The sequence below is a fragment of the Streptomyces sp. NPDC021622 genome, from assembly GCF_040640795.1.
Classification (GTDB): domain Bacteria; phylum Actinomycetota; class Actinomycetes; order Streptomycetales; family Streptomycetaceae; genus Streptomyces.
The window spans coordinates 228276-250150 of the sequence record NZ_JBFACK010000006.1; the positions used below are offsets into that span (position 1 = coordinate 228276).

Consider the following 21875-nt stretch of genomic DNA (forward strand, 5'->3'; position numbering starts at 1 on the left):
ATGGCGGAGCAGAACCCGCTGAAGGTCCACAACCTCCGGCCCGCCCCGGGCGCCAAGACCGCCAAGACCCGTGTGGGTCGTGGTGAGGCGTCCAAGGGTAAGACCGCTGGTCGTGGTACCAAGGGCACCAAGGCCCGTTACCAGGTTCCGGAGCGCTTCGAGGGTGGCCAGATGCCCCTCCACATGCGTCTCCCGAAGCTCAAGGGCTTCAAGAACCCGTTCAAGACCGAGTTCCAGGTCGTGAACCTCGACAAGCTGAGCGCGCTGTTCCCCGAGGGTGGCGAGGTCACCGTCGAGGCCCTCGTGGCCAAGGGTGCCGTTCGCAAGAACAGCCTTGTCAAGGTCCTCGGCCAGGGTGAGGTCACCGTGGCGCTGCAGGTGACGGTTGACGCCGTCTCCGGCTCCGCCAAGGAGAAGATCACCGCCGCCGGCGGTACCGTCACCGAGCTCGTCTGAATTCACCAGGCTTCTCGATGACTTGAGCGATTCCCAGCCGGGGATGCCCCACATATGGGGCATCCCCGGTTGGTCGTTCCAAGGGGGGCACGGTCGCCGGTAAGGTGGCGTGCACTGTCTAAGTTCCGTGCGGTCTGCCCGCGCGGTTTTTGTGACTGATACGTATTCGTCGATCCTCAGACCACTACCTCTGACGCACGTGCGCGGGGGTCGCAGGAGGCACCGTGCTCACCGCGTTCGCCCGGGCGTTCAAGACGCCCGACCTGCGCAAGAAGCTGCTCTTCACGCTCGGCATCATCGTGATCTACCGGATCGGTACGCACGTACCGATTCCCGGCATCAACTACAAGAACGTCCAGACCTGCATGGACGTCGCGAACACCAATCAGGGGCTGTTCGGTCTCGTCAACATGATGAGTGGTGGTGCCCTGCTGCAGATCACGATCTTCGCGCTCGGCATCATGCCGTACATCACGGCGAGCATCATTCTGCAGCTCCTTACCGTGGTGATCCCGCGGCTCGAGGCCCTCAAGAAGGAGGGCCAGGCGGGCACGGCCAAGATCACGCAGTACACGCGTTATCTGACCGTGGCGCTCGCGATCCTGCAGGGCACCGGCCTGGTGGCCACCGCCCGCACCGGCGCGCTCTTCTCCGGCTGCCCCGTCGCCAGCGAGATCGTGCCCGACCAGTCGATCTTCGTCACCGTCACCATGGTCATCACGATGACCGCGGGTACGGCCTGTGTGATGTGGCTCGGTGAGCTCATCACCGACCGCGGCATCGGCAACGGCATGTCGATCCTGATGTTCATCTCGATCGCCGCGACCTTCCCGAGCGCCCTGTGGGCCATCAAGCAGCAGGGCTCGCTGGCCGACGGCTGGATCGAGTTCGGCACGGTCATCGCGGTCGGTCTGGTCATGGTCGGCCTGGTGGTCTTCGTCGAGCAGGCGCAGCGACGCATTCCGGTCCAGTACGCGAAGCGCATGATCGGCCGCCGGTCCTACGGCGGTACGTCGACCTACATTCCGCTGAAGGTCAATCAGGCCGGAATCATCCCTGTGATCTTTGCCTCTTCACTGCTCTACATTCCGGCTCTCGTCGCGCAGTTCGCGGGGGGCAACTCGGGGTGGAAGCAGTGGATCGAGGCGAACCTGACCAAGGGTGACCACCCGATCTACATCACGACGTACTTCTTGCTGATCGTGTTCTTCGCCTTCTTCTACGTGGCTATCTCGTTCAACCCCGAGGAAGTCGCGGACAACATGAAGAAGTATGGTGGCTTCATCCCGGGCATCCGGGCTGGCCGTCCGACCGCTGAGTATCTGAGTTACGTACTCAACCGGATCACCTGGCCGGGCTCGCTGTATCTGGGCCTGATCGCTCTTGTACCGACGATGGCGTTGGTGGGCTTCGGCGCGAACCAGAACTTCCCGTTCGGCGGGACAAGCATCCTGATCATCGTGGGTGTGGGTCTGGAAACCGTGAAGCAGATCGAGAGCCAGCTCCAGCAGCGCAATTACGAAGGGTTCCTCCGCTGATGCGTATCGTCCTCGTCGGGCCGCCCGGTGCGGGCAAGGGAACGCAGGCTGCGTTCCTTGCCAAGAACCTGTCGATCCCGCACATCTCCACGGGCGACCTCTTCCGCGCCAACATCAGCCAGGGCACGGAGCTGGGCAAGCAGGCGAAGGCGTTCATGGACGCCGGCAACCTCGTCCCCGACGAGGTGACCATCGGCATGGCCAAGGACCGCATGGAGCAGCCGGACGCCGTGAACGGCTTCCTGCTCGACGGCTTCCCGCGGAACGTGTCGCAGGCGGAGGCGCTTGACGCGTCGCTCAAGGCGGACGGCCAGCAGCTCGACGCGGTGCTCGACCTTGAGGTCCCCGAGGACGAGGTGGTCAAGCGCATCGCGGGCCGCCGCATCTGCCGGAATGATTCGAGCCACGTCTTCCACGTGTCGTACAGCAAGCCGAAGACCGAGGGCGTCTGTGACGTCTGCGGCGGCGAGCTCTACCAGCGCGGTGACGACAAGGAAGAGACCGTGCGCAAGCGGCTCGACGTGTATCACCGCGAGACCGAGCCGATCATCGACCACTACAAGGCCCAGGGCCTTGTCGTCACGATCTCGGCGCTCGGCAAGGTGGACGAGGTCACCAAGCGTGCGATGGACGCGCTCTCTCGCGAGGACGCGTAACTCAAGCAGTGACACGTGGGCCGCGGCATCCCCCAGGGGTGCCGCGGCCCACGTCGTGGACGGGGCGCGGGGAGGTTCGTCCCCGCCGTATCGTTGTGGATGTCCCGTCATCTCAGGTTCAGAAAGGCTCAGGCCCCTTCATGGTGCAGATCAAGACCCCCGAGCAGATCGCGAAGATGCGTGAGGCGGGCCTTGTCGTCGCCGCCATTCACGCCGCGACGCGTGAGGCCGCGGTGCCCGGCGCCACGACCAAGGACCTGGACGACGTCGCGCGCAAGGTGATCGCCGAGCACGGCGCCAAGTCCAACTTCCTCGGGTACGGCGGCTTTCCCGCGACGATCTGCACCTCGGTCAACGAGGTCGTCGTACATGGCATCCCGGATGAGAAGACCGTCCTGAAGGACGGCGACATCATCTCCATCGACGCGGGCGCGATCATCGACGGCTGGCACGGCGACGCCGCCTTCACCGCCTTCGTCGGCACCGGTCACGCTCCGGAGCTGGTCGAGCTCTCCCGGGTGACCGAGGAGTCGATGTGGGCGGGCCTCGCCGCCATGAAGCAGGGCAACCGCCTCGTCGACATCTCCCGCGCCATCGAGACGTACATCCGCCGGCAGCCGAAGCCGGGCGGCGGCAAGTACGGGATCATCGAGGACTACGGCGGTCACGGCATCGGCACCGAGATGCACATGGACCCCCACCTCCTGAACTACGTCGAGCGCCGGCGCGGCAAGGGCCCGAAGCTGGTCCCCGGCTTCTGCCTGGCCATCGAGCCGATGGTGTCCCTCGGCACGCCCCGCACGGAGGTCCTCCAGGACGACTGGACGGTCATCACGACGGACGGCACCTGGTCCTCGCACTGGGAGCACTCGATCGCGCTGACGGAGGAGGGCCCGCTGGTCCTCACGGCTCCTGACTGCGGCAAGGCGAAGCTGGCGGAGTACGGGGTTACGGTCGCGCCGGATCCGCTGGGCTAAGCCGCGGTGGGTGCCGCCCCGACGGACGGAGTCCGGCGCAGCCGCTCGAAGCATGTGAGGCGCGCCAGCGCCGAGCCCGCGAGGGGGGCGTCGGGAAATGGTCGACTGGACGGTCATCACGACGGACGGCACCTGGTCCTCGCACTGGGAGCACTCGATCGCGCTGACGGAGGAGGGCCCGCTGGTCCTCACGGCTCCTGACTGCGGCAAGGCGAAGCTGGCGGAGTACGGGGTTACGGTCGCGCCGGATCCGCTGGGCTAAGGGCTGGGCGGCGCCCGGGTTGCTTAAGGATCTCCCTGGTGGGGCATTCTTTCTCGATTCGTCTTTCCGGGTGGCCTGACGTAGACTGACGCGTCGGCTCTCGTGCATCCGTGTGTCTGCATGCGGTGTGTGAAGTCGATCAAGGTAGTCGATTCGAAGGGCGAAGCGTGGCCAAGAAGCAAGGTGCCATCGAGATCGAAGGCACTGTCGTCGAGTCTCTTCCGAACGCCATGTTCAAGGTGGAGCTCCAGAACGGCCACCAGGTCCTGGCACACATCAGCGGCAAGATGCGCATGCACTACATCCGTATCCTCCCTGACGACCGGGTCGTGGTGGAGTTGTCTCCGTACGACCTGACGCGTGGCCGGATCGTCTACCGGTACAAGTAGATCTTGCCCGCACCCCATTCACGTGGGGTGATGGCACTGACCCGGAGAACCTCACCCAATGAAGGTCAAGCCGAGCGTCAAGAAGATCTGCGACAAGTGCAGGGTGATCCGCCGTCACGGCCGGGTCATGGTTATCTGCGACAACCCGCGCCACAAGCAGCGCCAGGGCTGACGCACGACTGCAGTTCGCAGATTTTCGCGCGACGCAATTAAGCACATATGCAGGACCCGTCCCTCTTCAGATCCATCGGTAATGGAGGGCGACACCCCCGGTCGGAGGCCGGGGACCCAGGATGTACCTCATACGGCACCTGGGAACGGTTCTGCTGAAGACCTCCGAAAATCAACAGGAGCCTTGAATGGCACGCCTTGAAGGTGTTGACCTCCCGCGCGACAAGCGCGTTGAGGTTGCCCTCACGTACGTGTTCGGCATTGGCCGCACGCTGTCCCAGCAGACGCTGGACGCCACCGGTGTGGACCGCAACACCCGCGTTCGCGACCTGACCGAGGAAGACCTCGTCAAGATCCGCGAGTACGTGGACGCCAACATCCAGACGGAGGGTGACCTCCGCCGCGAGATCCAGGCCGACATCCGCCGCAAGGTCGAGATCGGCTGCTACCAGGGTCTGCGTCACCGTCGTGGCCTGCCCGTCCGCGGTCAGCGCACCAGCACCAACGCCCGCACCCGTAAGGGCCCGCGTCGCGCCATCGCCGGTAAGAAGAAGCCGGGCAAGAAGTAGTCCTCAGCGGTCGATCGACAGCTGTCGCTGCAGGACCGACCACCTCGCGTAGGAGTTATAGATGCCCCCCAAGGGTCGTCAGGGCGCTGCCAAGAAGGTGCGCCGCAAGGAAAAGAAGAACGTCGCTCACGGGCACGCCCACATCAAGAGCACGTTCAACAACACGATCGTGTCCATCACGGACCCGACCGGCAACGTGATCTCCTGGGCCTCCGCCGGCCACGTCGGCTTCAAGGGCTCGCGCAAGTCCACTCCGTTCGCCGCGCAGATGGCCGCCGAGTCGGCTGCCCGTCGCGCGCAGGAGCACGGCATGCGCAAGGTCGACGTCTTCGTCAAGGGCCCGGGTTCCGGTCGTGAGACCGCCATCCGTTCGCTCCAGGCGACCGGCCTTGAGGTCGGCTCGATCCAGGACGTGACGCCCACGCCGCACAACGGCTGCCGTCCGCCCAAGCGCCGTCGCGTCTGACGTTCGTACGTCGCTTGTCTTGAGGATTCGGGCGGTACGGCTCTTCGGAGTCGTATCGCCCGTACCCTTGTAACGAATCAGGGCATCAAATAGTGGGTGCCCCTGACTGAAGGATCGCAACATGCTGATTGCTCAGCGTCCCTCGTTGACCGAAGAGGTCGTCGACGAATTCCGCTCCCGGTTCGTGATCGAGCCGCTGGAGCCGGGCTTCGGTTACACCCTCGGCAACTCCCTGCGTCGGACCCTCCTGTCGTCGATTCCCGGTGCGGCTGTCACCAGCATTCGCATCGACGGTGTCCTGCACGAGTTCACCACCGTGCCGGGCGTCAAGGAAGACGTCACCGACCTCATCCTCAACATCAAGCAGCTCGTCGTGAGCAGCGAGCACGACGAGCCTGTCGTGATGTACCTGCGCAAGCAGGGTCCCGGTCTCGTCACCGCCGCCGACATCGCGCCGCCGGCCGGTGTCGAGGTGCACAACCCGGACCTGGTCCTCGCCACGCTCAACGGCAAGGGCAAGCTGGAGATGGAGCTGACCGTCGAGCGCGGTCGCGGCTACGTCTCCGCCGTCCAGAACAAGCAGGTGGGCCAGGAGATCGGTCGTATTCCGGTCGACTCCATCTACTCGCCGGTTCTGAAGGTCACGTACAAGGTCGAGGCCACGCGTGTCGAGCAGCGCACCGACTTCGACAAGCTGATCGTCGACGTCGAGACCAAGCAGGCCATGCGTCCGCGTGACGCCATGGCGTCCGCCGGTAAGACGCTGGTCGAGCTGTTCGGTCTCGCCCGTGAGCTGAACATCGACGCCGAGGGCATCGACATGGGTCCGTCCCCGACGGACGCCGCCCTGGCCGCCGATCTGGCGCTGCCGATCGAGGAGCTCGAGCTCACCGTTCGGTCGTACAACTGCCTCAAGCGCGAGGGCATCCACTCCGTGGGTGAGCTCGTGGCTCGTTCCGAGGCCGACCTGCTCGACATTCGCAACTTCGGTGCGAAGTCGATCGACGAGGTCAAGATGAAGCTGAACGGCATGGGTCTTGCGCTGAAGGACTCGCCTCCCGGCTTCGACCCGACCGCCGCCGCGGACGCCTTTGGCGCCGACGACGACGCGGACGCCGGGTTCGTCGAGACCGAGCAGTACTAAGAGCTCGGGACCGACGGATTGATTTTGGCTGCGCGTGCGTTTTGTTTGCTCGCGCAGTTCCCCGCGCCCCTTACGGGGCGCGGTCCGCTGACCCCGGTACCTGATACGGCCGGGGCAGACATCAAGGAGAAACACCATGCCGAAGCCCACCAAGGGTGCCCGTCTGGGCGGCAGCGCCGCGCACGAGAAGCTGCTGCTGGCGAACCTTGCCAAGCAGCTCTTCGAGCACGGTCGCATCACGACCACCGAGGCGAAGGCCCGTCGTCTGCGTCCCTACGCGGAGCGTCTGGTCACCAAGGCGAAGAAGGGTGACCTTCACAACCGCCGCCAGGTGCTGTCCGTCATCACCGACAAGAGCATCGTGCACACGCTCTTCACGGAGATCGGCCCGCGCTACGAGAACCGCCCGGGTGGTTACACCCGTATCACCAAGATCGGTAACCGTCGTGGCGACAACGCGCCCATGGCGATCATCGAGCTGGTCGAGGCCCTGACCGTGGCGCAGGCTGCCACCGGTGAGGCCGAGGCGGCGACGAAGCGTGCCGTCAAGGAAGACGCCCTCAAGAAGGACGCGCCCGTTGAGGACGCTCCGGTTGAGGCCGCTGAGGAGTCCAAGGACGCCTGAGGCATAGCGCTTCTGTGAGCGGGTCCGCCCCCTGGGGGCGGGCCCGCTTTCGTATGCACCTGGTGCTGAGAGGATTGCGGTGTGAGTGATGAAGTAGAGCCCGGCTTTGTGCGGGTGCGCCTCGACCTTTCCTACGACGGGAAGGACTTCTCCGGCTGGGCCAAGCAGCGGCAGGGGCAGCGGACCGTCCAGGGGGAGATCGAGAGTGCGCTGCGGACCGTGACGCGGTCGCAGGAGACGTACGAGCTGACCGTCGCGGGGCGGACCGACAGCGGGGTGCACGCCCGGGGGCAGGTCGCCCATGTCGATCTGCCGGAGGGCGTGTGGGCCGAGCACGGTGACAAGCTGCTGCGGCGGCTCGCCGGGCGGCTTTCGCACGATGTGCGGATCTGGAAGGTGGCCGAGGCGCCCGCCGGGTTCAACGCGCGGTTCTCGGCCGTGTGGCGGCGCTACGCCTATCGCGTGACCGACCATCCCGGCGGTGTCGACCCGCTGTTGCGCAGTCATGTGCTGTGGCACGACTGGGAGTTGGATCTCGACGCGATGAACGCGGCTGCCGAGCGGCTCATCGGCGAGCATGACTTCGCGGCCTACTGCAAGCGGCGTGAGGGTGCCACGACCATTCGTACGCTGCAGGAACTGCGGTGGGAGCGGCGGGACGACGGGATTCTCGAGGCGACCGTGCGGGCCGATGCCTTCTGCCACAACATGGTGCGGTCGTTGGTGGGTGCCATGTTGTTCGTGGGGGACGGGCATCGGCCTGTGGAGTGGCCCGCGAAGGTGCTTGCCGCCGGCGTCCGGGACTCCGCCGTGCATGTCGTGCGGCCGCACGGGCTGACCCTTGAGGAAGTCGGTTACCCCGCCGACGAGTTGCTCGCCGCGCGCAGCAAGGAAGCGCGCAACAAGCGGACGTTGCCCGGCGCCGGGTGCTGCTGAGCCCCGGTCGCCGGACCGTCGACTTCCGGTCTACTGCGGGGCGTTGGCCGCGGCGGAGGCCTGCGCCTCGCCCCGCCGGTTGATCTGCTGGAAGGTGAAGCGGGCCAGGTCGTCGCCGACGGAGTAGACCTTGCGGTCCTGCTTCGTGACGTCCTTGTCGCTGGTGAAGCCGGTGGTCGTGAAGTAGGCATAGCGGCCGTACGCGTTGTACGTGCCGCGGCAGACCGCCGTACGGCAGAAGCTGGGCACGCCCTTGCCGGGGAGCGAGACGACGAGGCCCTTCTCCGCCTGCTTGTTGACCTTCTCGGCCTGGGCCGCGGTGTCGAAGACGGCCACGCCGACCGTCACCGCCACGTTGTCCTTCACATAGCTGGCGCGGTACAGCGTCTTGCAGTCGTGCTTGGTGAGGAGCGAGCCCAGGGCGGCCTGGGTGACGCTCGCGCACTTCTTCGTGCCGCTGGTCGCGCCCTTCTTGTAGACGCTGTCGCCCGAGGTCAGCGTCTTGCCGGGGAAGAGGGTGTCGGCGCTGAGCGGCGCCTTGTCCTTCTTGGCGCTGGAGATGAACTCCTTGGGGTCCGGCGGGGGCGGCGGCGTCGTCTCCTCGAAGGACGGGCCGGGGTTCGTGCTCGCCCCGGGGATGTCCGCGGTCGTCGGCAGCTCGCTGGCCGGCTTGTTCGACGCGGAGGAGTTGTCGCTGTTCGCGGAGACGACCGCGACGGCCACGGCGGCGGCGACCGCGACCGTGGCGAGCGCGCCACCGCCGATCATCAGCCACTTGCGGCGCCGGGCGCGCGACTCGGACGCCTCGGCGAGCGCCGCCCAGTCAGGGGTCTGTCCATCGCCCGGACCCCACTGAGGTCCCCCTTGCCCAAAGCTCATGCGCCGCATCTTAGACGGGGAGTTGGGGATGTTGAGCCGGGGCCGGGGGCAGCCTCCGACCTAGCCTGATCCGTATGAATACGGGCAAAGACGCTCTTAGTGGGTGGTTGTCGCGGCCTGCGACCTGGCACGTCTGGGCGGTGCTCGGGGCGGTGCTGCTCGCCGCGGTCGTCCGGGTGGGGCTGCGCGGCCCGGACGGCGGGATGGACAACGCGATCGTGGTGGGGGCCGCCGAGGCCTGGCTGGACGGGCGCTCGCCCTACGCCGACCGGCACTTTCTGTATCTGCCGGGGGCCGTGCTCGCCGCGCTGCCGCAGGCGCTGCTCCCGCAGTCCGTCGTGCGGTTCCTGGTGCCGGGCGGGGTCACGGCCGCGCTCGTCGTCGGGTGGGCGTGCGCGCTGCGGATCCACGGGGTGGCGTGGGGCAGCCGGTTCGCGGTCATCGGGCTTCTCGCGCTCGCCGTGGGGTTCGCGCCGTTCGGGCACCTCGTCGAGCTCGGCAACTGGACCGTGGCGTCGGCGGCCGCGCTGCCCCTCGCGCTGTTGCTCGTGTGCCGGGGGAGGTGGGTGGCCGCGGGCCTGGTGATCGGGGCGGCCGTCGCCGTGAAGCCGCTGCTCGCGCCGGTGGCGCTGCTCTTCGTCTTCGCGCGGCGGTGGCGGGGGCTCGCGGGGGCCGTGCTCGTGCCCGGGGCGGTGTCCGTGGGGGCGGCGCTGCTCATGCCGGATCCGACCGGGTTCTTCACGCGGACGCTGCCGTTCCTGTTGCGGGGCGACGACCGTTTCGTACGGCTCTATGAGGCGTCGCCCGCTGCGGTGCTTCCGCGTCTGGGGGTGCCGCAGGGGGCGGCTTCGCTGCTGGCGGTCACGGCTGCGGCGGCGGGGGTGTGGTGCGCCTGGCGGCGGTGGTCCTGCGGGGGCGCGGGGCCGCTGCGGGTGGTCGAGACGGCCGTGATGCTGATGCTGGCGGCCTTCCTGGTGTCCAGGCCGTCGTACGACCACTATTTGCTGGTCGTCGTGCCGCTGCTGCTCGCGGGGGCGCTCATGCCGGGTGCGGTGGCCAGGGGGCCGTGGTTCTGGGTGGCGCTCGTGCCGCAGGTGCCGGGGTTCAGCTGGCCCTGGCTGGAGCCGGGTACCAGGCGGGCCTTCCGGGATTTCGTGACGCTCTGTGTGCTGGCGCTCACGGTTGCCCGGAGCTGCGTCCGGACGGGCGGGGTCATGGCTGGAAAGTTCAGTCCCGCCCGTGGTGGGGGAGTCGCCGGTGCCGGTCTCCGGAGCCGCGTTTTGACCCGTACGGGGCGGCGCGGGTAGTCTCGGGGATTGTTATGCGTATTGGCTTCGTCGTTCTCACGCGAAGGGCCCATACGTAGGTTCCCTGGAGCAGTTACCAGTGGCTCGCATACGGGCAGCGTCCCCGGCATTGTGTGCCCCAGCTGCATGATCGCTTCCGATCGTTTCTGGGGTGCCGTGTGTCTGGACCCCATCCACTGAAGAAGCGAAGGCTACGAAGTGCGTACGTACAGCCCCAAGCCCGGCGATGTCACTCGCCAGTGGCACATCATCGACGCGCAGGACATCGTCCTGGGCCGTCTGGCGACTACGGCAGCGAACCTCCTCCGGGGCAAGCACAAGCCGACCTATGCGCCGCACATGGACATGGGTGACTTCGTCATCATCATCAACGCCGAGAAGATTCACCTCTCCGGCAACAAGAAGACCCAGAAGCTGGCTTACCGCCACTCCGGCTTCCCGGGCGGTCTTCGTTCGGTGCGCTACGACGAGCTGCTGGCGAAGAACCCCGAGAAGGCCGTCGAGAAGGCCATCAAGGGCATGATCCCCAAGAACACCCTGGGTCGTCAGATGCTCTCGAAGCTGAAGATCTACTCGGGCGACCAGCACCCGCACGCTGCGCAGCAGCCGGTGCCGTTCGAGATCACCCAGGTCGCGCAGTAGTTCCGGCCACACCCCCTAAGACGTAAAGAAAGATCTGAGGAGAATCGTGGCCGAGACCACCGTTGAGCAGCCGGTCGAAGAGACCGAGGTTGTTGACGTAGAGCAGTACACCACCGAGTCCGAGGCGCCCGTCGAGGGCGAGTACACCTCGGAGTCGAACGCCGCGCGCTTCGGCGACCCGCAGCCGGCCGCCGGCCTGGGCCGTCGCAAGAACGCCATCGCCCGCGTCCGGATCGTCCCGGGCACCGGCAAGTGGAAGGTCAACGGGCGCACGCTCGAGGACTACTTCCCGAACAAGGTCCACCAGCAGGAAGTCAACGAGCCCTTCAAGGTGCTCGAGCTCGACAACCGCTACGACGTCATCGCCCGCATCTCGGGTGGCGGCGTCTCCGGCCAGGCCGGTGCGCTCCGTCTCGGTGTCGCCCGTGCGCTGAACGAGGCCGACGTCGAGAACAACCGTGGCGCCCTCAAGAAGGCCGGTTACCTCAAGCGTGACGACCGTGCGGTCGAGCGCAAGAAGGCCGGTCTCAAGAAGGCCCGCAAGGCTCCGCAGTACAGCAAGCGTTAATCTGCCTGCTTGTGCTTTTCGTTCGCCCCGGCGGCACGTTGTGTGCCGCCGGGGCGTTCGTTTATCGGGAACCCTGGTGATCACCGGGGCGGGACCCCGGTGATCCCGGGGTAGAAGTCCGGAGGAGGACAGCAGTGGGACGACTCTTCGGCACGGACGGCGTGCGCGGTGTCGCCAACGCGGATCTGACGGCCGAGCTCGCGCTCGGGCTCTCCGTTGCGGCGGCTCATGTGCTCGGCGAGGCGGGCACGTTCGAGGGCCATCGGCCGGTCGCGGTGGTCGGGCGGGACCCCCGCGCGTCAGGGGAGTTCCTGGAGGCCGCGGTGGTCGCCGGTCTCGCGAGCGCGGGCGTGGACGTCCAGCTCGTCGGTGTGCTGCCCACCCCCGCGGTGGCGCATCTCACCGGTGCGCTGGGCGCCGACCTCGGCGTGATGCTCTCCGCGAGCCACAACGCCATGCCGGACAACGGCATCAAGTTCTTCGCGCGCGGCGGCCACAAGCTGGCCGACGAGCTCGAGGACCGTATCGAGTCCGTGTACGAGGAGCACCGCACCGGCGCTCCCTGGCAGCGCCCCACGGGCGCGGGCGTCGGCCGTGTGACGACGTACGACCAGGGCCTCGACCAGTACGTCGCCCATCTCATCGGCGTCCTGCCGAACCGCCTCGAAGGGCTGAAGATCGTCCTCGACGAGGCGCACGGCGCGGCCGCCCGTGTCTCGCCCGAGGCGTTCGCCCGCGCCGGTGCCGAGATCATCACGATCGGCGCCAAGCCGGACGGCCTGAACATCAACGACGGCTGCGGCTCCACGCACCTGGGCCTCCTGAAGGCCGCCGTCGTCGAGCACGGCGCCGACTTCGGTGTCGCGCACGACGGCGACGCGGACCGCTGCCTGGCCGTGGACCACACGGGCGCCGAGGTCGACGGCGACCAGATCCTCGCGGTGCTCGCGCTCGCCATGCGGGAGCACGGCAAGCTGCGCTCGAACACCGTTGTCGCGACGGTCATGTCGAACCTGGGCTTCAAGCTCGCCATGGAGCGCGAGGGCCTGTCCCTCGTGCAGACCGCCGTCGGCGACCGGTACGTCCTGGAGTCGATGAAGGAGCACGGCTTCGCCCTCGGCGGCGAGCAGTCCGGGCACGTGATCATCCTCGACCATGCGACGACGGGTGACGGCACGCTGACGGGCCTCCTTCTCGCGGCGCGCGTCGCCGAGACGGGGCGTTCGCTCGCGGAGCTCGCCGGGGTCATGGAGCGGCTTCCGCAGGTGCTCATCAATGTGCCCGACGTCGACAAGTCGCGGGTCACGACCTCCGCGGAGCTGACCGCCGCCGTCGTCGAGGCCGAGGCCGAGCTGGGCGCGACGGGGCGGGTGCTGCTGCGCTCGTCGGGCACCGAGCCGCTGGTGCGGGTCATGGTCGAGGCGGCCGACATAGAGCAGGCCCGGTCGGTGGCCGGGCGGCTTGCCGACGTGGTGAAGTCCGCGCTGGGGTAGGGCTGTTGTCCGTTCTAGCGGAGTCCTGACTTCGCCGTACGTTCGTGCTGTCTGGTCCAGAGGACCTTCTGGACCAGCAGCGTGAGCGTGCCGGCCAGGACGATGCCGAGCAGGTTGAGAAGCAGCTGTTCGGTGGAGCCCCATGCCTGCTTGTACTCGCTGTAGCTGAAGGCGACGGCCGCGTTCGCCGCGGCCGGGACCGTCGTCACCGAGATCGCCACGCCCACCAGCGCGCCCGACTTGGCCGAGGTGAGCGAGAGCGTGCCCGCCGCGCCGGCGAGGACGGCCACGACGAACGAGAACCAGTCGGGGCGGTAGATGAAGTTCGTGTTCGGGCGCTGCGACTTCAGGGCCTCGTCGCTGAACAGGTTCATCGCGTCCATGAAGTAGCTGAAGCCGACGGTGACCACCATCGCCGCCGCGAAGCCCACCAACAGGGCGATCAGCGAGCGCAGCGCGAGCCGCGGGGCGCGCTGCACGAGGGCGGTGCAGAAGCCCGCGAGCGGGCCGAACTCGGGGCCGACCGCCATCGCGCCGACGATCAGGATCGCGTTGTCGAGCACGACACCGCAGGCCGCGATCATCGTGGCGAGCGTGATGAAGGCGACGTACGTGATCGAGAGCGTCGACTCCTCGTGCGTCGCGTCCGTGAGCTGCTCCCACAGGACCGCGTCCGCGCCCTCGCCCGGCGCCTCGTCCTCCGCCTTGTCCGCGCGCAGGGAGAGCGACAGATCGATGTGTTCGAGGGCGATCGAGCCGGTCTTGTCGATGTCGAGCGCGCGCAGGCCCCCGATCAGGGTGTCGCCCGCTTCACGGGCGACATCGCACATCACGACGTCACCCGCCGGGTTGCGGGCCGCGCCCGGCACGACGGCCAGGTGCGTGGCGCCGACCGTCTTCTCGATCAGGCGCACCACGGCGTCCGTCTTGTCGGCCGGAGTGATCAGGCGCAGATGCAGCATGCGCGCAGCGTAGCCGGGGGAGCCGGGCGGCTACAGCTTGCGCAGGCTCAGGCGCTGCACCTTGTGGTCGGGGCCCTTGCGTACGACCAGGGTCGCGCGGCCGCGGGTGGGGGCCACGTTCTCCACCAGGTTGGGCTTGTTGATGGTCCGCCAGGTGGTGCGGGCGTAGTCGAGGGCCTCTTCCTCCGACACCTGCGTGTACTTGCGGAAGTACGAGGACGGGTTCTGGAAGGCCGTCGCGCGCAGCTTGCGGAAGCGGTTCAGGTACCAGCGCTCGATGTCCTCCGTGCGCGCGTCCACGTACACGCTGAAGTCGAAGTAGTCGGCGAGGCCGACGCGGGTGCGGCCGTCCTTGCCGGGGAGGGCCGGCTGCAGGACGTTCAGGCCCTCGACGATGAGGATGTCGGGGCGGCGGACGGAGAGGCGCTGGCCCGGCACGATGTCGTAGATCAGGTGGGAGTAGACGGGGGCAGTCACCTCGTCCTTGCCCGCCTTGATGTCCGCCACGAAGCGGGTGAGGGCTCTTCTGTCGTACGACTCCGGGAAGCCCTTGCGGGACATCAGGCCGCGGGCCTCCAGCTCCTTGGTGGGGAGCAGGAAGCCGTCCGTGGTGACCAGTTCAACGCGGGGGTGCTCGGGCCAGCGGGAGAGCAGGGCCTGCAGGAGGCGGGCGACGGTGGACTTGCCGACCGCCACCGAGCCCGCGACTCCTATGACGAAGGGGGTTCCGGACTGGGACCCCTTCTCGCCGAGGAAGGTGTTGAGGGCGCCGCGCAGGCCGTCCGTCGCGCCGACGTAGAGGTTGAGGAGGCGGGAGAGCGGGAGGTAGATGTCCCGCACCTCGTCGAGGTCGATGACGTCACCGAGGCCGCGCAGCTTCTCCAGCTCTTCCGCGGTGAGGGGCAGGGGTGTCTTCTCGCGGAGAGCACTCCACTCGGCGCGGGTGAGGTCGACGTAGGGAGTCGCCTCCGGCTTGTGCCGGTGGGCGCTCCGGGGTGCCGTCGGGGGCACGGAGACCGAAGAGATCACAGTCCATTGTTACGGCTGTTTGAACGGGGCGGAGGGTGGGGTGCGTCACCCTGCGGGGCTCGGGCGGGGCTCTAGGCTGCTGCCCGTGATTATTGGGGTTGGTATCGACGTGGCCGAGATCGATCGGTTCGGTGCGTCGCTCGAGCGCACGGCCGGGATGGCCGAGCGGTTGTTCGTGGAGCGGGAGTTGTGGCTGCCGAGCGGGGAACGGCGGGGCACCGCGTCGCTTGCCGCGCGGTTCGCGGCGAAGGAGGCGCTGGCCAAGGCGCTGGGGGCGCCGGCGGGGCTGCGCTGGACGGACGCGGAGGTGTTCGTCGAGGAGAGCGGGCAGCCGCGGCTGCGGGTGAAGGGGACGGTGGCCGCGCGGGCCGCCGAGCTGGGGGTACGGCAGTGGCATGTGTCGCTCAGCCATGACGCGGGGGTGGCTTCCGCTGTGGTGATAGCTGAGGGGTAGGGGTTCTGGCGGTCGGCTGTGGTCGGTTGGTCGCTGCGGGCCGTGTTGTCGGCTGACAGACTCGGGGCATGCGTACTGCGTACTCCGTGGAGACGGTCAGGGCCGCCGAGCGGTCGTTGATGGCCCGGTTGCCGGAAGGCGCCCTGATGCAGCGGGCCGCCGCCGGGCTCGCCGTGGTCTGCGCCCAGGTGCTCGGCAAGGTGTACGGGGCCCGTGTCGTGCTGCTTGTGGGCAGCGGGGACAACGGGGGCGACGCGCTGTACGCCGGGGCGCGGCTCGCCCGGCGTGGCGCGGGGGTCGGCGCGGTGCTGCTCTCGCCCGATCGGGTGCATGCAGGTGGGCTCGCGGCGTTCCGTGCGGCCGGGGGGCGGGTGCTTTCCGCTGCGGATTCTCTTGGGGTGGAGGACGCTCTGCGGGGTGCCGACCTTGTCGTCGACGGGATCGTGGGCATCGGCGGGCAGGGCGGGCTGCGGGCCGGGGCCGCTCAAGTGGTGGGCCTGGTGCGGGAGTCGGGGGTGCCCGTGGTCGCCGTCGATCTGCCGAGCGGCGTCGACGCCGACACCGGGGTGGTGGCCGGGGACGCGGTGCGGGCCGACGTCACGGTGACCTTCGGGGCGTACAAGCCGGGGCTGCTTATCGATCCCGGGCGGGAGTACGCCGGTGTCGTGCGGCTCGTGGACATCGGGCTCGGGGCGGTGCTCGGGGCTCCTGAAGTGGAGGCTCTTCAGTACGAGGACGTGGCCGCGCTGCTGCCGGAGCCGACGGGGGAGAGCGACAAGTACCGGCGGGGCGTGGTGGGTGTCGTCGCCGGGTCGGCGCGGTATCCGGGGGCCGCGGTGCTCACGGTCGCGGGTGCGCTGCGGGGTGGGGCGGGGGCCGTGCGGTACGTCGGGCCTGCCGTGGACGCGGTGATCGCCCGGTTCCCCGAGGCGCTTGTCTCCGACGGGGCGCCGTCCAAGGCGGGGCGGGTGCAGGCGTGGGTGGTCGGGCCGGGGCTCGGGGACGATGCGGGGCGTCTTCAGGACGTGGTCGCCGCGGATGTGCCGGTGCTGATCGACGCGGACGGGCTGCGGCTTGTCGAGGCCGAGGTGGTGCGGGGGCGTTCCGCTCCGACTCTGCTGACGCCGCATGCGGGGGAGGCGGCGGCGCTCCTTGGGGTCTCGCGGGGGGAAGTGGAGCGGGGGCGCCTTGCGGCTGTGCGGGAGTTGGCGGGGCGGTATGGGGCGACGGTGCTTCTGAAGGGGTCTACGACGCTGGTGGCCGGGGCTGCGGGCGGACGCGGGGGTGGCCGCGGGGGCGTGGTGCGGGTCAATCCGACGGGTACGCCGTGGCTTGCCACCGCGGGCAGTGGGGATGTGCTGTCGGGGCTTGCCGGGTCGTTGCTGGCGGCGGGGCTTTCGGCGGGGGACGCGGGGGCGGTGGGGGCGTATCTCCATGGTCTTGCCGCTCGGCATGCGGCGGATGGGGCGCCGGTGGGGGCGCAGGACGTTGCGGCGGCGCTTCCGGTGGCTTGGCGGGATGTACGGGGGTAGGCCTGCGGCCTCGGGCCGCTTGTTGTCCCGCCGCTTCGCGTTGTTGTCCCGCCGATCAGCGGCGGATCTTCGGGTGGGTGTGCCGCGGAGGGAGTCGGTGGCGGCGGCGGGCGGAGGGCGCCACCCTTTGGGTGACTCCGCCGCGCGGCTCAGCGCCACGCCCATGCCCCGCAGGGTTCGCTCATCGCATGATCAGTCAGACCGCCCGGCGCGTGCTTTCTCTGCTCCTTGCGATGGCCGCCGCCATCCCCGCGGGGCCCGCCATCGCCGAACCCCCGCCGCCGCGCCCCGCATCCCCCGCGCCCGGCGTCCCGCTCCCTCCGCCACACCCCTGGCAGCAGGACACCCCGGACCAGGCCCTGGCGCCGGACACCTACACCCCCAGTGCCGAAGAAGACGCCGTCGAACCGGCCCCCGCCCGCGGCGAAGAGCTCATCGAATCCGTGCCGCCCGGTGTTGACGTGCCGAATGCCGCGAAGAAGAAGTGCCCCACGCGCGCGTACCGCGTCGCCTGTGTCGATCTGCGGCGTCAGTTGATGTGGGTGCAGAAGGGGAAGCGCGTGCTGCTCGGGCCCATGCCCGTGCGGAGCGGGCGGGCCGGGTACGCGACCCGTACCGGGTGGCACAAGGTCTACTGGAAGCACAAGAACCACTGGTCGTCGATCTATGAGACGCCGATGCCCTACAGCCAGTTCTTTGACGGCGGGCAGGCCTTCCACGGCATCTACGCCAGCATCCACAACCCGCCCGGCTCGCACGGCTGTGTGAACCTGCGGCTCGACGACGCACGTCGCCTGTGGAAGACGCTCCACAAGGGAGACCGGGTCTATGCGTGGGGGCGCAGGCCCGGGACCTGAGGCGCGCGGCTGCGTGGGTGTCGGTGGGCTCTGAGAGACTGGTCGGCGTTATGACTGAGACCGCACCCTTGCGTGCCCGCGCCGAGATCGATTTGGCCGCCCTCCGGGCCAATGTGCGGACTTTGCGTGCCCACGCGCCAGGCGCCGCCTTCATGGCCGTGGTGAAGGCCGATGCGTACGGACATGGAATGGTGCCCTGCGCTCGGGCCGCGATCGAGGCCGGTGCCACCTGGGTGGGCACCGCGACCCCCGAGGAGGCGCTCGCGCTGCGCGCCGCCGGGATCCAGGGGCGTCTGATGTGCTGGCTGTGGACCCCGGGCGGGCCCTGGCGCGAGGGCATCGAGGCCGACCTCGACATGTCGGTGAGCGGGTTGTGGGCGTTGCGCGAGGTCGCGGCCGCCGCGCGGCAGGCGGGGCGTCCCGCGCGTGTTCAGCTGAAGGCCGACACCGGGCTCGGGCGTAACGGCTGTATGCCCGCCGACTGGCCCGAGCTCGTCTCGCAGGCGCTTCAGGCCGAGGCCGAGGGGCTTGTGCGCGTCACCGGGCTCTGGTCGCACTTCGCGTGCGCAGATGAGCCGGGCCATCCCTCCATCGCCGCTCAGCTCCGGCTCTTCCGCGAGATGGTCGCCGCCGCCGAGGAGCGGGGGATCCGGCCCGAGGTGCGGCACATCGCCAACTCGCCGGGCACGCTCACCCTGCCGGAGACCCACTTCGATCTCGTACGACCGGGCATCGCGATGTACGGGATCTCGCCGAGCCCCGAGGTGGGGACGCCGGAGGACTTCGGTCTGCGCCCCGTCATGAGGCTCAGCGCCTCGCTCGCCCTGGTGAAGCATGTTCCGGGGGGTCACGGCGTCAGTTACGGGCATCACTACGTCACGCCCGGGGAGACCACCCTGGGCCTCGTCCCCCTGGGGTACGGGGACGGGATCCCGCGGCACGCCTCTGGCACCGGACCGGTTCTCGTCGGCGGCAAGTGGCGGACGGTCGCCGGGCGTGTGGCGATGGACCAGTTCGTGGTCGACCTCGGCGGTGACGAGCCGGCGGCCGGCTCCGAAGCCGTCCTGTTCGGCCCCGGTGACCGGGGCGAGCCGACCGCCGAGGACTGGGCGCAGGCGGCGGGGACCATCGCGTACGAGATCGTCACCCGCATCGGATCGCGTGTTCCGCGCGTCTATGTGAATGAGCGGGCCGAAGAGGGCGACCGGCTCGACGACTGAGTAGGAGCGGCACGTGAGCGAGAGCAGCACGGGGGCGGCCGCGGAAGCGGTGACGGAAGTCGCCGCCGCGGCCGGGAACTGGCGCAGGGCAGGCATCGCCGGTGCCGCGATAGGCGTCGTCGCGGCGGGCGCCGCGGCCGGTGTCGCCATCGAGCGGCTGACCGTCGGCCGCGGCATGCGCCAGAAGGCACGGCTCGCGCTCGACGCGTCGGGTCCTTACGGATCGCTGCGCGGCATGCCGGGCAAGGCGTACGCGGACGACGGCACGGAGCTTTCGTACGAGGTCGACGAGGTCGAGGCGGAGAGCGCGCAGGCGCCGCGGCGGCGCCGGCTCTTCGGGCGCAAGGTGCCCGCCCCGGTCACCGTCGTCTTCAGCCATGGCTACTGCCTGAGCCAGGACTCCTGGCACTTCCAACGGGCCGCCCTGCGCGGTGTCGTGCGGTGTGTCTACTGGGACCAGCGCAGCCACGGCCGGTCCGGGCGCGGGGCCGCACAGCTCGACGACGGGAAGCCGGTCTCCATCGACCAGCTGGGGCGGGACCTTAAGGCCGTCATCGACGCGGCCGCGCCCGAGGGGCCGCTGGTCCTGGTCGGGCACTCCATGGGCGGCATGACGACGATGGCGCTTGCCGACCAGTTCCCCGAGCTGATCCGCGAGCGGGTCGTGGGGGTCGCTCTTGTGGGTACGTCGGCCGGGCGGCTCGGTCAGGTCAACTTCGGGCTTCCGGTGGCCGGGATGAACGCCGTCCGGCGCGTCCTGCCCGGCGTGCTGAAGGCGCTCGGTTCGCAGGCCGCCCTGGTGGAGCGGGGGCGGCGGGCCACATCCGATCTCTTCGCGGGGATCATCAAGCGCTACTCGTTCTCGTCGAAGGACGTGGACCCGGCGATCTCGCGGTTCGCCGAGCGGATGATTGAGTCGACGCCGATCGACGTGGTCGCGGAGTTCTATCCGGCGTTCGCCGAGCACGACAAGGCGGAGGCGCTGCGGTACTTCGCCGAGCTGCCGGTGCTCGTGCTCGCCGGGGAGAAGGACCTGGTGACGCCGAGCGAGCACAGCGAGGCGATCGCCGATCTGCTCCCGGAGGCCGAATTCGTGCTCGTACCGGACGCGGGGCATCTGGTCATGCTGGAGCACCCCGAGGTGGTCACCGACCGGCTCGCGGACCTGCTGGCCAGGGCGGGTGCCGTGCCTGCGGCGGCGGATGCGCGGACTTCAAGCGGCTGACGCAGCCGCTAACGTGGTCGGCATGGAAGCACCGCACGACCCGATCCCCGCCACCACCCTCAAGATCACCGTCAACTCGCCCGAGCAGATGGGCGAGTTGGGCCGCCGGCTTGCCAAACTGTTGCGCCCCGGCGACCTGGTGATGCTCACCGGCGAGCTCGGCGCGGGCAAGACGACCCTGACCCGTGGCCTCGGTGAGGGCCTCGGCGTACGGGGCGCCGTCACGTCCCCGACCTTCGTCATCGCCCGCGTCCACCCGTCCCTCGGCGACGGACCGCCGCTCGTGCACGTGGACGCGTACCGCCTGGGCGGCGGGCTCGACGAGATGGAGGACCTCGATCTCGATGTCTCGCTGCCCGAATCGGTGATCGTCGTGGAGTGGGGTGACGGCAAGGTCGAGGAGCTCTCCGACGATCGGCTGCGCGTGCTGATTCACCGTGCGGTGGGCGACACCACGGACGAGGTGCGGGAGGTGACGCTGAGCGGCGTCGGGGCGCGCTGGGCCGAGGCGGACCTCACGTTGCTGGCCGCGTAGTCCCGTGCGGGGCCTTTGCTTTCGTACGTTTCAATGAAGGTTCCGACAAGGCGTCGGGAAGATGTTGCGCCGGGCGCTCTGCGCGTGGTCACATGGATACCGGTACAGGTTAGGTCTACCTAACCATGTCTGCCCCGGAGCCCCAGGAGGCGTCCATGTCGGCTTCTGAACGTGACGCGCGGCGGGCCCCTGGGCCTTCGGGCGTTTCCATGAGCGTGCTGCTGGCTTCGTGTGCGGCTGCTCGGGCGGTGTCCACGCCGCCGAGCGCGCCGGAGCGCGGGGTGCGGGTTCCTCGGGAGCGGAAGAGCGCCTAGGGGGCTGCCTCGGATCGCCGTGCGCGGCTGCGGGGCTGTTGTGGTTGCTCGCGCAGTTCCCCGCGCCCCTGACGGGGCGCCCCCCCGGCGGTATCTGAGGGGCTGTACCTAAGGAACGACTACGACCTTCGCGCTGATCGTTGCGAACTCCCACATCGCGTTGCCGTTCTCGCGTGACTGGCGGATGCCGCCCGTCTTCTTCGACGGGTCCGGCTTCGGTGTCGAGCCGTCCACCGCCGAGCTGAATCCGATCGCGATGCCTTCCACGCTGGTGAAGCGCACGACGTGCTCGATCGGCACGCCGTCCGTTCCGGTGACCGTCCCCGAGCGCGAGCTGACGGCGTACGTCCCCGGTACGGGGTCCACCGTGCTCGGCGTGACCTTGTACGTGCGCTGCGCCTTGCCGGAGGCCTTGACCAGCCAGACGCGGTCCTCGCCCACCGAGTAGATGACCCGCTCGCCCGAACCGGAATGTGCGGGGACCGCCTTCGGGCCGGCCTTGTCCTTGGGGGAGCGTGACGCGGAGGCCGAGGGGTCGGCGTCCGGCTTCTTGCCCGTCAGGTGGTCCGGCGCGCTGGCCGATGCCTGGTACGCGAGGAAGCCGACCGCGGCGAGCGCGGCCGCGGTGAGCCCGGCCACGAATCCCGAGCTGCTCCTGGACAACTGCGC

The 21875-nt window shown here is 69.0% G+C and carries 25 protein-coding genes and 1 pseudogene; 22 read left to right on the forward strand and 4 right to left on the reverse strand.

Annotation, left to right across the window (positions count from 1 at the left end; all coding sequences use genetic code 11):
• From rplO to truA, 12 genes and pseudogenes are all read left to right on the forward strand, one after another.
• A complete protein-coding gene (rplO, locus tag AB0G47_RS14370) occupies positions 1 to 456 on the forward strand; it encodes a 50S ribosomal protein L15 (protein WP_098244248.1) in 456 nt (151 codons plus the stop codon).
• 224 nt (positions 457 to 680) lie between these two features.
• Entirely contained in the window at positions 681 to 1994 is a 1314-nt protein-coding gene (secY, locus tag AB0G47_RS14375; protein WP_360768537.1) for a preprotein translocase subunit SecY, read from the forward strand.
• Entirely contained in the window at positions 1994 to 2650 is a 657-nt protein-coding gene (locus AB0G47_RS14380; protein WP_360768539.1) for an adenylate kinase, read from the forward strand. Before secY ends, AB0G47_RS14380 begins: the two co-directional genes overlap by 1 nt.
• 140 nt (positions 2651 to 2790) lie before the next feature.
• Positions 2791 to 3627: a type I methionyl aminopeptidase gene (gene map, locus AB0G47_RS14385; protein WP_360768542.1), complete on the forward strand. Its 837-nt coding sequence runs from the start codon at positions 2791 to 2793 to the stop codon at positions 3625 to 3627.
• 94 nt (positions 3628 to 3721) lie between these two features.
• A pseudogene (locus AB0G47_RS14390) lies at positions 3722 to 3889 on the forward strand (type I methionyl aminopeptidase); the annotation flags it as partial.
• A gap of 167 nt (positions 3890 to 4056) precedes the next feature.
• Complete coding sequence (infA, locus tag AB0G47_RS14395) at positions 4057 to 4278, forward strand: translation initiation factor IF-1 (protein ID WP_003948620.1); 222 nt, start codon at positions 4057 to 4059, stop codon at positions 4276 to 4278.
• Positions 4279 to 4336: 58 nt separating this feature from the next.
• Positions 4337 to 4450 (forward strand): 50S ribosomal protein L36, encoded by a 114-nt coding sequence (gene rpmJ, locus AB0G47_RS14400; RefSeq protein ID WP_003974245.1) that lies wholly within the window; start codon positions 4337 to 4339, stop codon positions 4448 to 4450.
• 187 nt (positions 4451 to 4637) lie between these two features.
• Complete coding sequence (gene rpsM, locus AB0G47_RS14405) at positions 4638 to 5018, forward strand: 30S ribosomal protein S13 (RefSeq protein WP_360768545.1); 381 nt, start codon at positions 4638 to 4640, stop codon at positions 5016 to 5018.
• 61 nt (positions 5019 to 5079) lie between these two features.
• Positions 5080 to 5484 carry a 30S ribosomal protein S11 gene (rpsK, locus tag AB0G47_RS14410; RefSeq protein ID WP_003948617.1) on the forward strand — a complete coding sequence of 135 codons (405 nt, stop codon included), beginning with the start codon at positions 5080 to 5082 and terminating at the stop codon, positions 5482 to 5484.
• Between the two features lie 121 nt (positions 5485 to 5605).
• Positions 5606 to 6628, forward strand: a complete 1023-nt coding sequence (locus tag AB0G47_RS14415; protein WP_016645160.1) for a DNA-directed RNA polymerase subunit alpha — start codon at positions 5606 to 5608, stop codon at positions 6626 to 6628.
• 136 nt (positions 6629 to 6764) lie between these two features.
• A complete protein-coding gene (rplQ, locus tag AB0G47_RS14420) occupies positions 6765 to 7253 on the forward strand; it encodes a 50S ribosomal protein L17 (RefSeq protein WP_360768549.1) in 489 nt (162 codons plus the stop codon).
• Between the two features lie 81 nt (positions 7254 to 7334).
• Positions 7335 to 8189 carry a tRNA pseudouridine(38-40) synthase TruA gene (truA, locus tag AB0G47_RS14425; RefSeq protein ID WP_360768552.1) on the forward strand — a complete coding sequence of 285 codons (855 nt, stop codon included), beginning with the start codon at positions 7335 to 7337 and terminating at the stop codon, positions 8187 to 8189.
• 30 nt (positions 8190 to 8219) lie between these two features.
• Here truA and AB0G47_RS14430 read toward each other — a convergent pair whose 3' ends face one another.
• Entirely contained in the window at positions 8220 to 9068 is an 849-nt protein-coding gene (locus AB0G47_RS14430) for a hypothetical protein (protein WP_360768555.1), read from the reverse strand.
• 74 nt (positions 9069 to 9142) lie between these two features.
• Between AB0G47_RS14430 and AB0G47_RS14435 the strand changes: the two genes are divergently transcribed.
• From AB0G47_RS14435 to glmM, 4 genes are all read left to right on the forward strand, one after another.
• Positions 9143 to 10375: a glycosyltransferase family 87 protein gene (locus tag AB0G47_RS14435; RefSeq protein WP_360768558.1), complete on the forward strand. Its 1233-nt coding sequence runs from the start codon at positions 9143 to 9145 to the stop codon at positions 10373 to 10375.
• 198 nt (positions 10376 to 10573) lie between these two features.
• A complete protein-coding gene (rplM, locus tag AB0G47_RS14440) occupies positions 10574 to 11017 on the forward strand; it encodes a 50S ribosomal protein L13 (protein ID WP_135336143.1) in 444 nt (147 codons plus the stop codon).
• Between the two features lie 46 nt (positions 11018 to 11063).
• Positions 11064 to 11585: a 30S ribosomal protein S9 gene (rpsI, locus tag AB0G47_RS14445; RefSeq protein WP_360768561.1), complete on the forward strand. Its 522-nt coding sequence runs from the start codon at positions 11064 to 11066 to the stop codon at positions 11583 to 11585.
• A 134-nt stretch (positions 11586 to 11719) separates the two neighbouring features.
• Positions 11720 to 13078, forward strand: a complete 1359-nt coding sequence (gene glmM / locus AB0G47_RS14450) for a phosphoglucosamine mutase (protein WP_360768564.1) — start codon at positions 11720 to 11722, stop codon at positions 13076 to 13078.
• A gap of 14 nt (positions 13079 to 13092) precedes the next feature.
• Here glmM and AB0G47_RS14455 read toward each other — a convergent pair whose 3' ends face one another.
• Both AB0G47_RS14455 and coaA read right to left on the reverse strand, forming a co-directional pair.
• Entirely contained in the window at positions 13093 to 14040 is a 948-nt protein-coding gene (locus AB0G47_RS14455) for a DUF389 domain-containing protein (RefSeq protein ID WP_360768566.1), read from the reverse strand.
• Between the two features lie 30 nt (positions 14041 to 14070).
• On the reverse strand, positions 14071 to 15051 hold the full coding sequence (coaA, locus tag AB0G47_RS14460; protein WP_360769024.1) for a type I pantothenate kinase: 981 nt from the start codon (positions 15049 to 15051) through the stop codon (positions 14071 to 14073).
• Positions 15052 to 15154: 103 nt separating this feature from the next.
• On the opposite strand from coaA, the gene AB0G47_RS14465 reads away from it, so the two are divergent.
• The 6 genes from AB0G47_RS14465 (at position 15155) to tsaE (ending at position 20892) form a co-directional block, all read left to right on the forward strand.
• Positions 15155 to 15523 (forward strand): holo-ACP synthase, encoded by a 369-nt coding sequence (locus AB0G47_RS14465; protein WP_360768569.1) that lies wholly within the window; start codon positions 15155 to 15157, stop codon positions 15521 to 15523.
• A 68-nt stretch (positions 15524 to 15591) separates the two neighbouring features.
• On the forward strand, positions 15592 to 17055 hold the full coding sequence (locus AB0G47_RS14470; protein ID WP_360768572.1) for an NAD(P)H-hydrate dehydratase: 1464 nt from the start codon (positions 15592 to 15594) through the stop codon (positions 17053 to 17055).
• A gap of 188 nt (positions 17056 to 17243) precedes the next feature.
• On the forward strand, positions 17244 to 17912 hold the full coding sequence (locus AB0G47_RS14475) for a L,D-transpeptidase (RefSeq protein WP_360768574.1): 669 nt from the start codon (positions 17244 to 17246) through the stop codon (positions 17910 to 17912).
• Between the two features lie 50 nt (positions 17913 to 17962).
• Positions 17963 to 19132, forward strand: coding sequence for an alanine racemase (gene alr, locus AB0G47_RS14480; protein WP_360768577.1), 1170 nt, complete (start codon positions 17963 to 17965; stop codon positions 19130 to 19132).
• A 13-nt stretch (positions 19133 to 19145) separates the two neighbouring features.
• Positions 19146 to 20357, forward strand: a complete 1212-nt coding sequence (locus AB0G47_RS14485) for an alpha/beta hydrolase (protein WP_360768580.1) — start codon at positions 19146 to 19148, stop codon at positions 20355 to 20357.
• A gap of 22 nt (positions 20358 to 20379) precedes the next feature.
• Positions 20380 to 20892, forward strand: a complete 513-nt coding sequence (gene tsaE, locus AB0G47_RS14490; RefSeq protein WP_360768582.1) for a tRNA (adenosine(37)-N6)-threonylcarbamoyltransferase complex ATPase subunit type 1 TsaE — start codon at positions 20380 to 20382, stop codon at positions 20890 to 20892.
• A gap of 422 nt (positions 20893 to 21314) precedes the next feature.
• On the opposite strand, the gene AB0G47_RS14495 is transcribed toward tsaE, so the two are convergent.
• Positions 21315 to 21869 (reverse strand): hypothetical protein, encoded by a 555-nt coding sequence (locus tag AB0G47_RS14495; RefSeq protein WP_360768585.1) that lies wholly within the window; start codon positions 21867 to 21869, stop codon positions 21315 to 21317.
• Between the last annotated feature and the right edge of the window lie 6 nt (positions 21870 to 21875).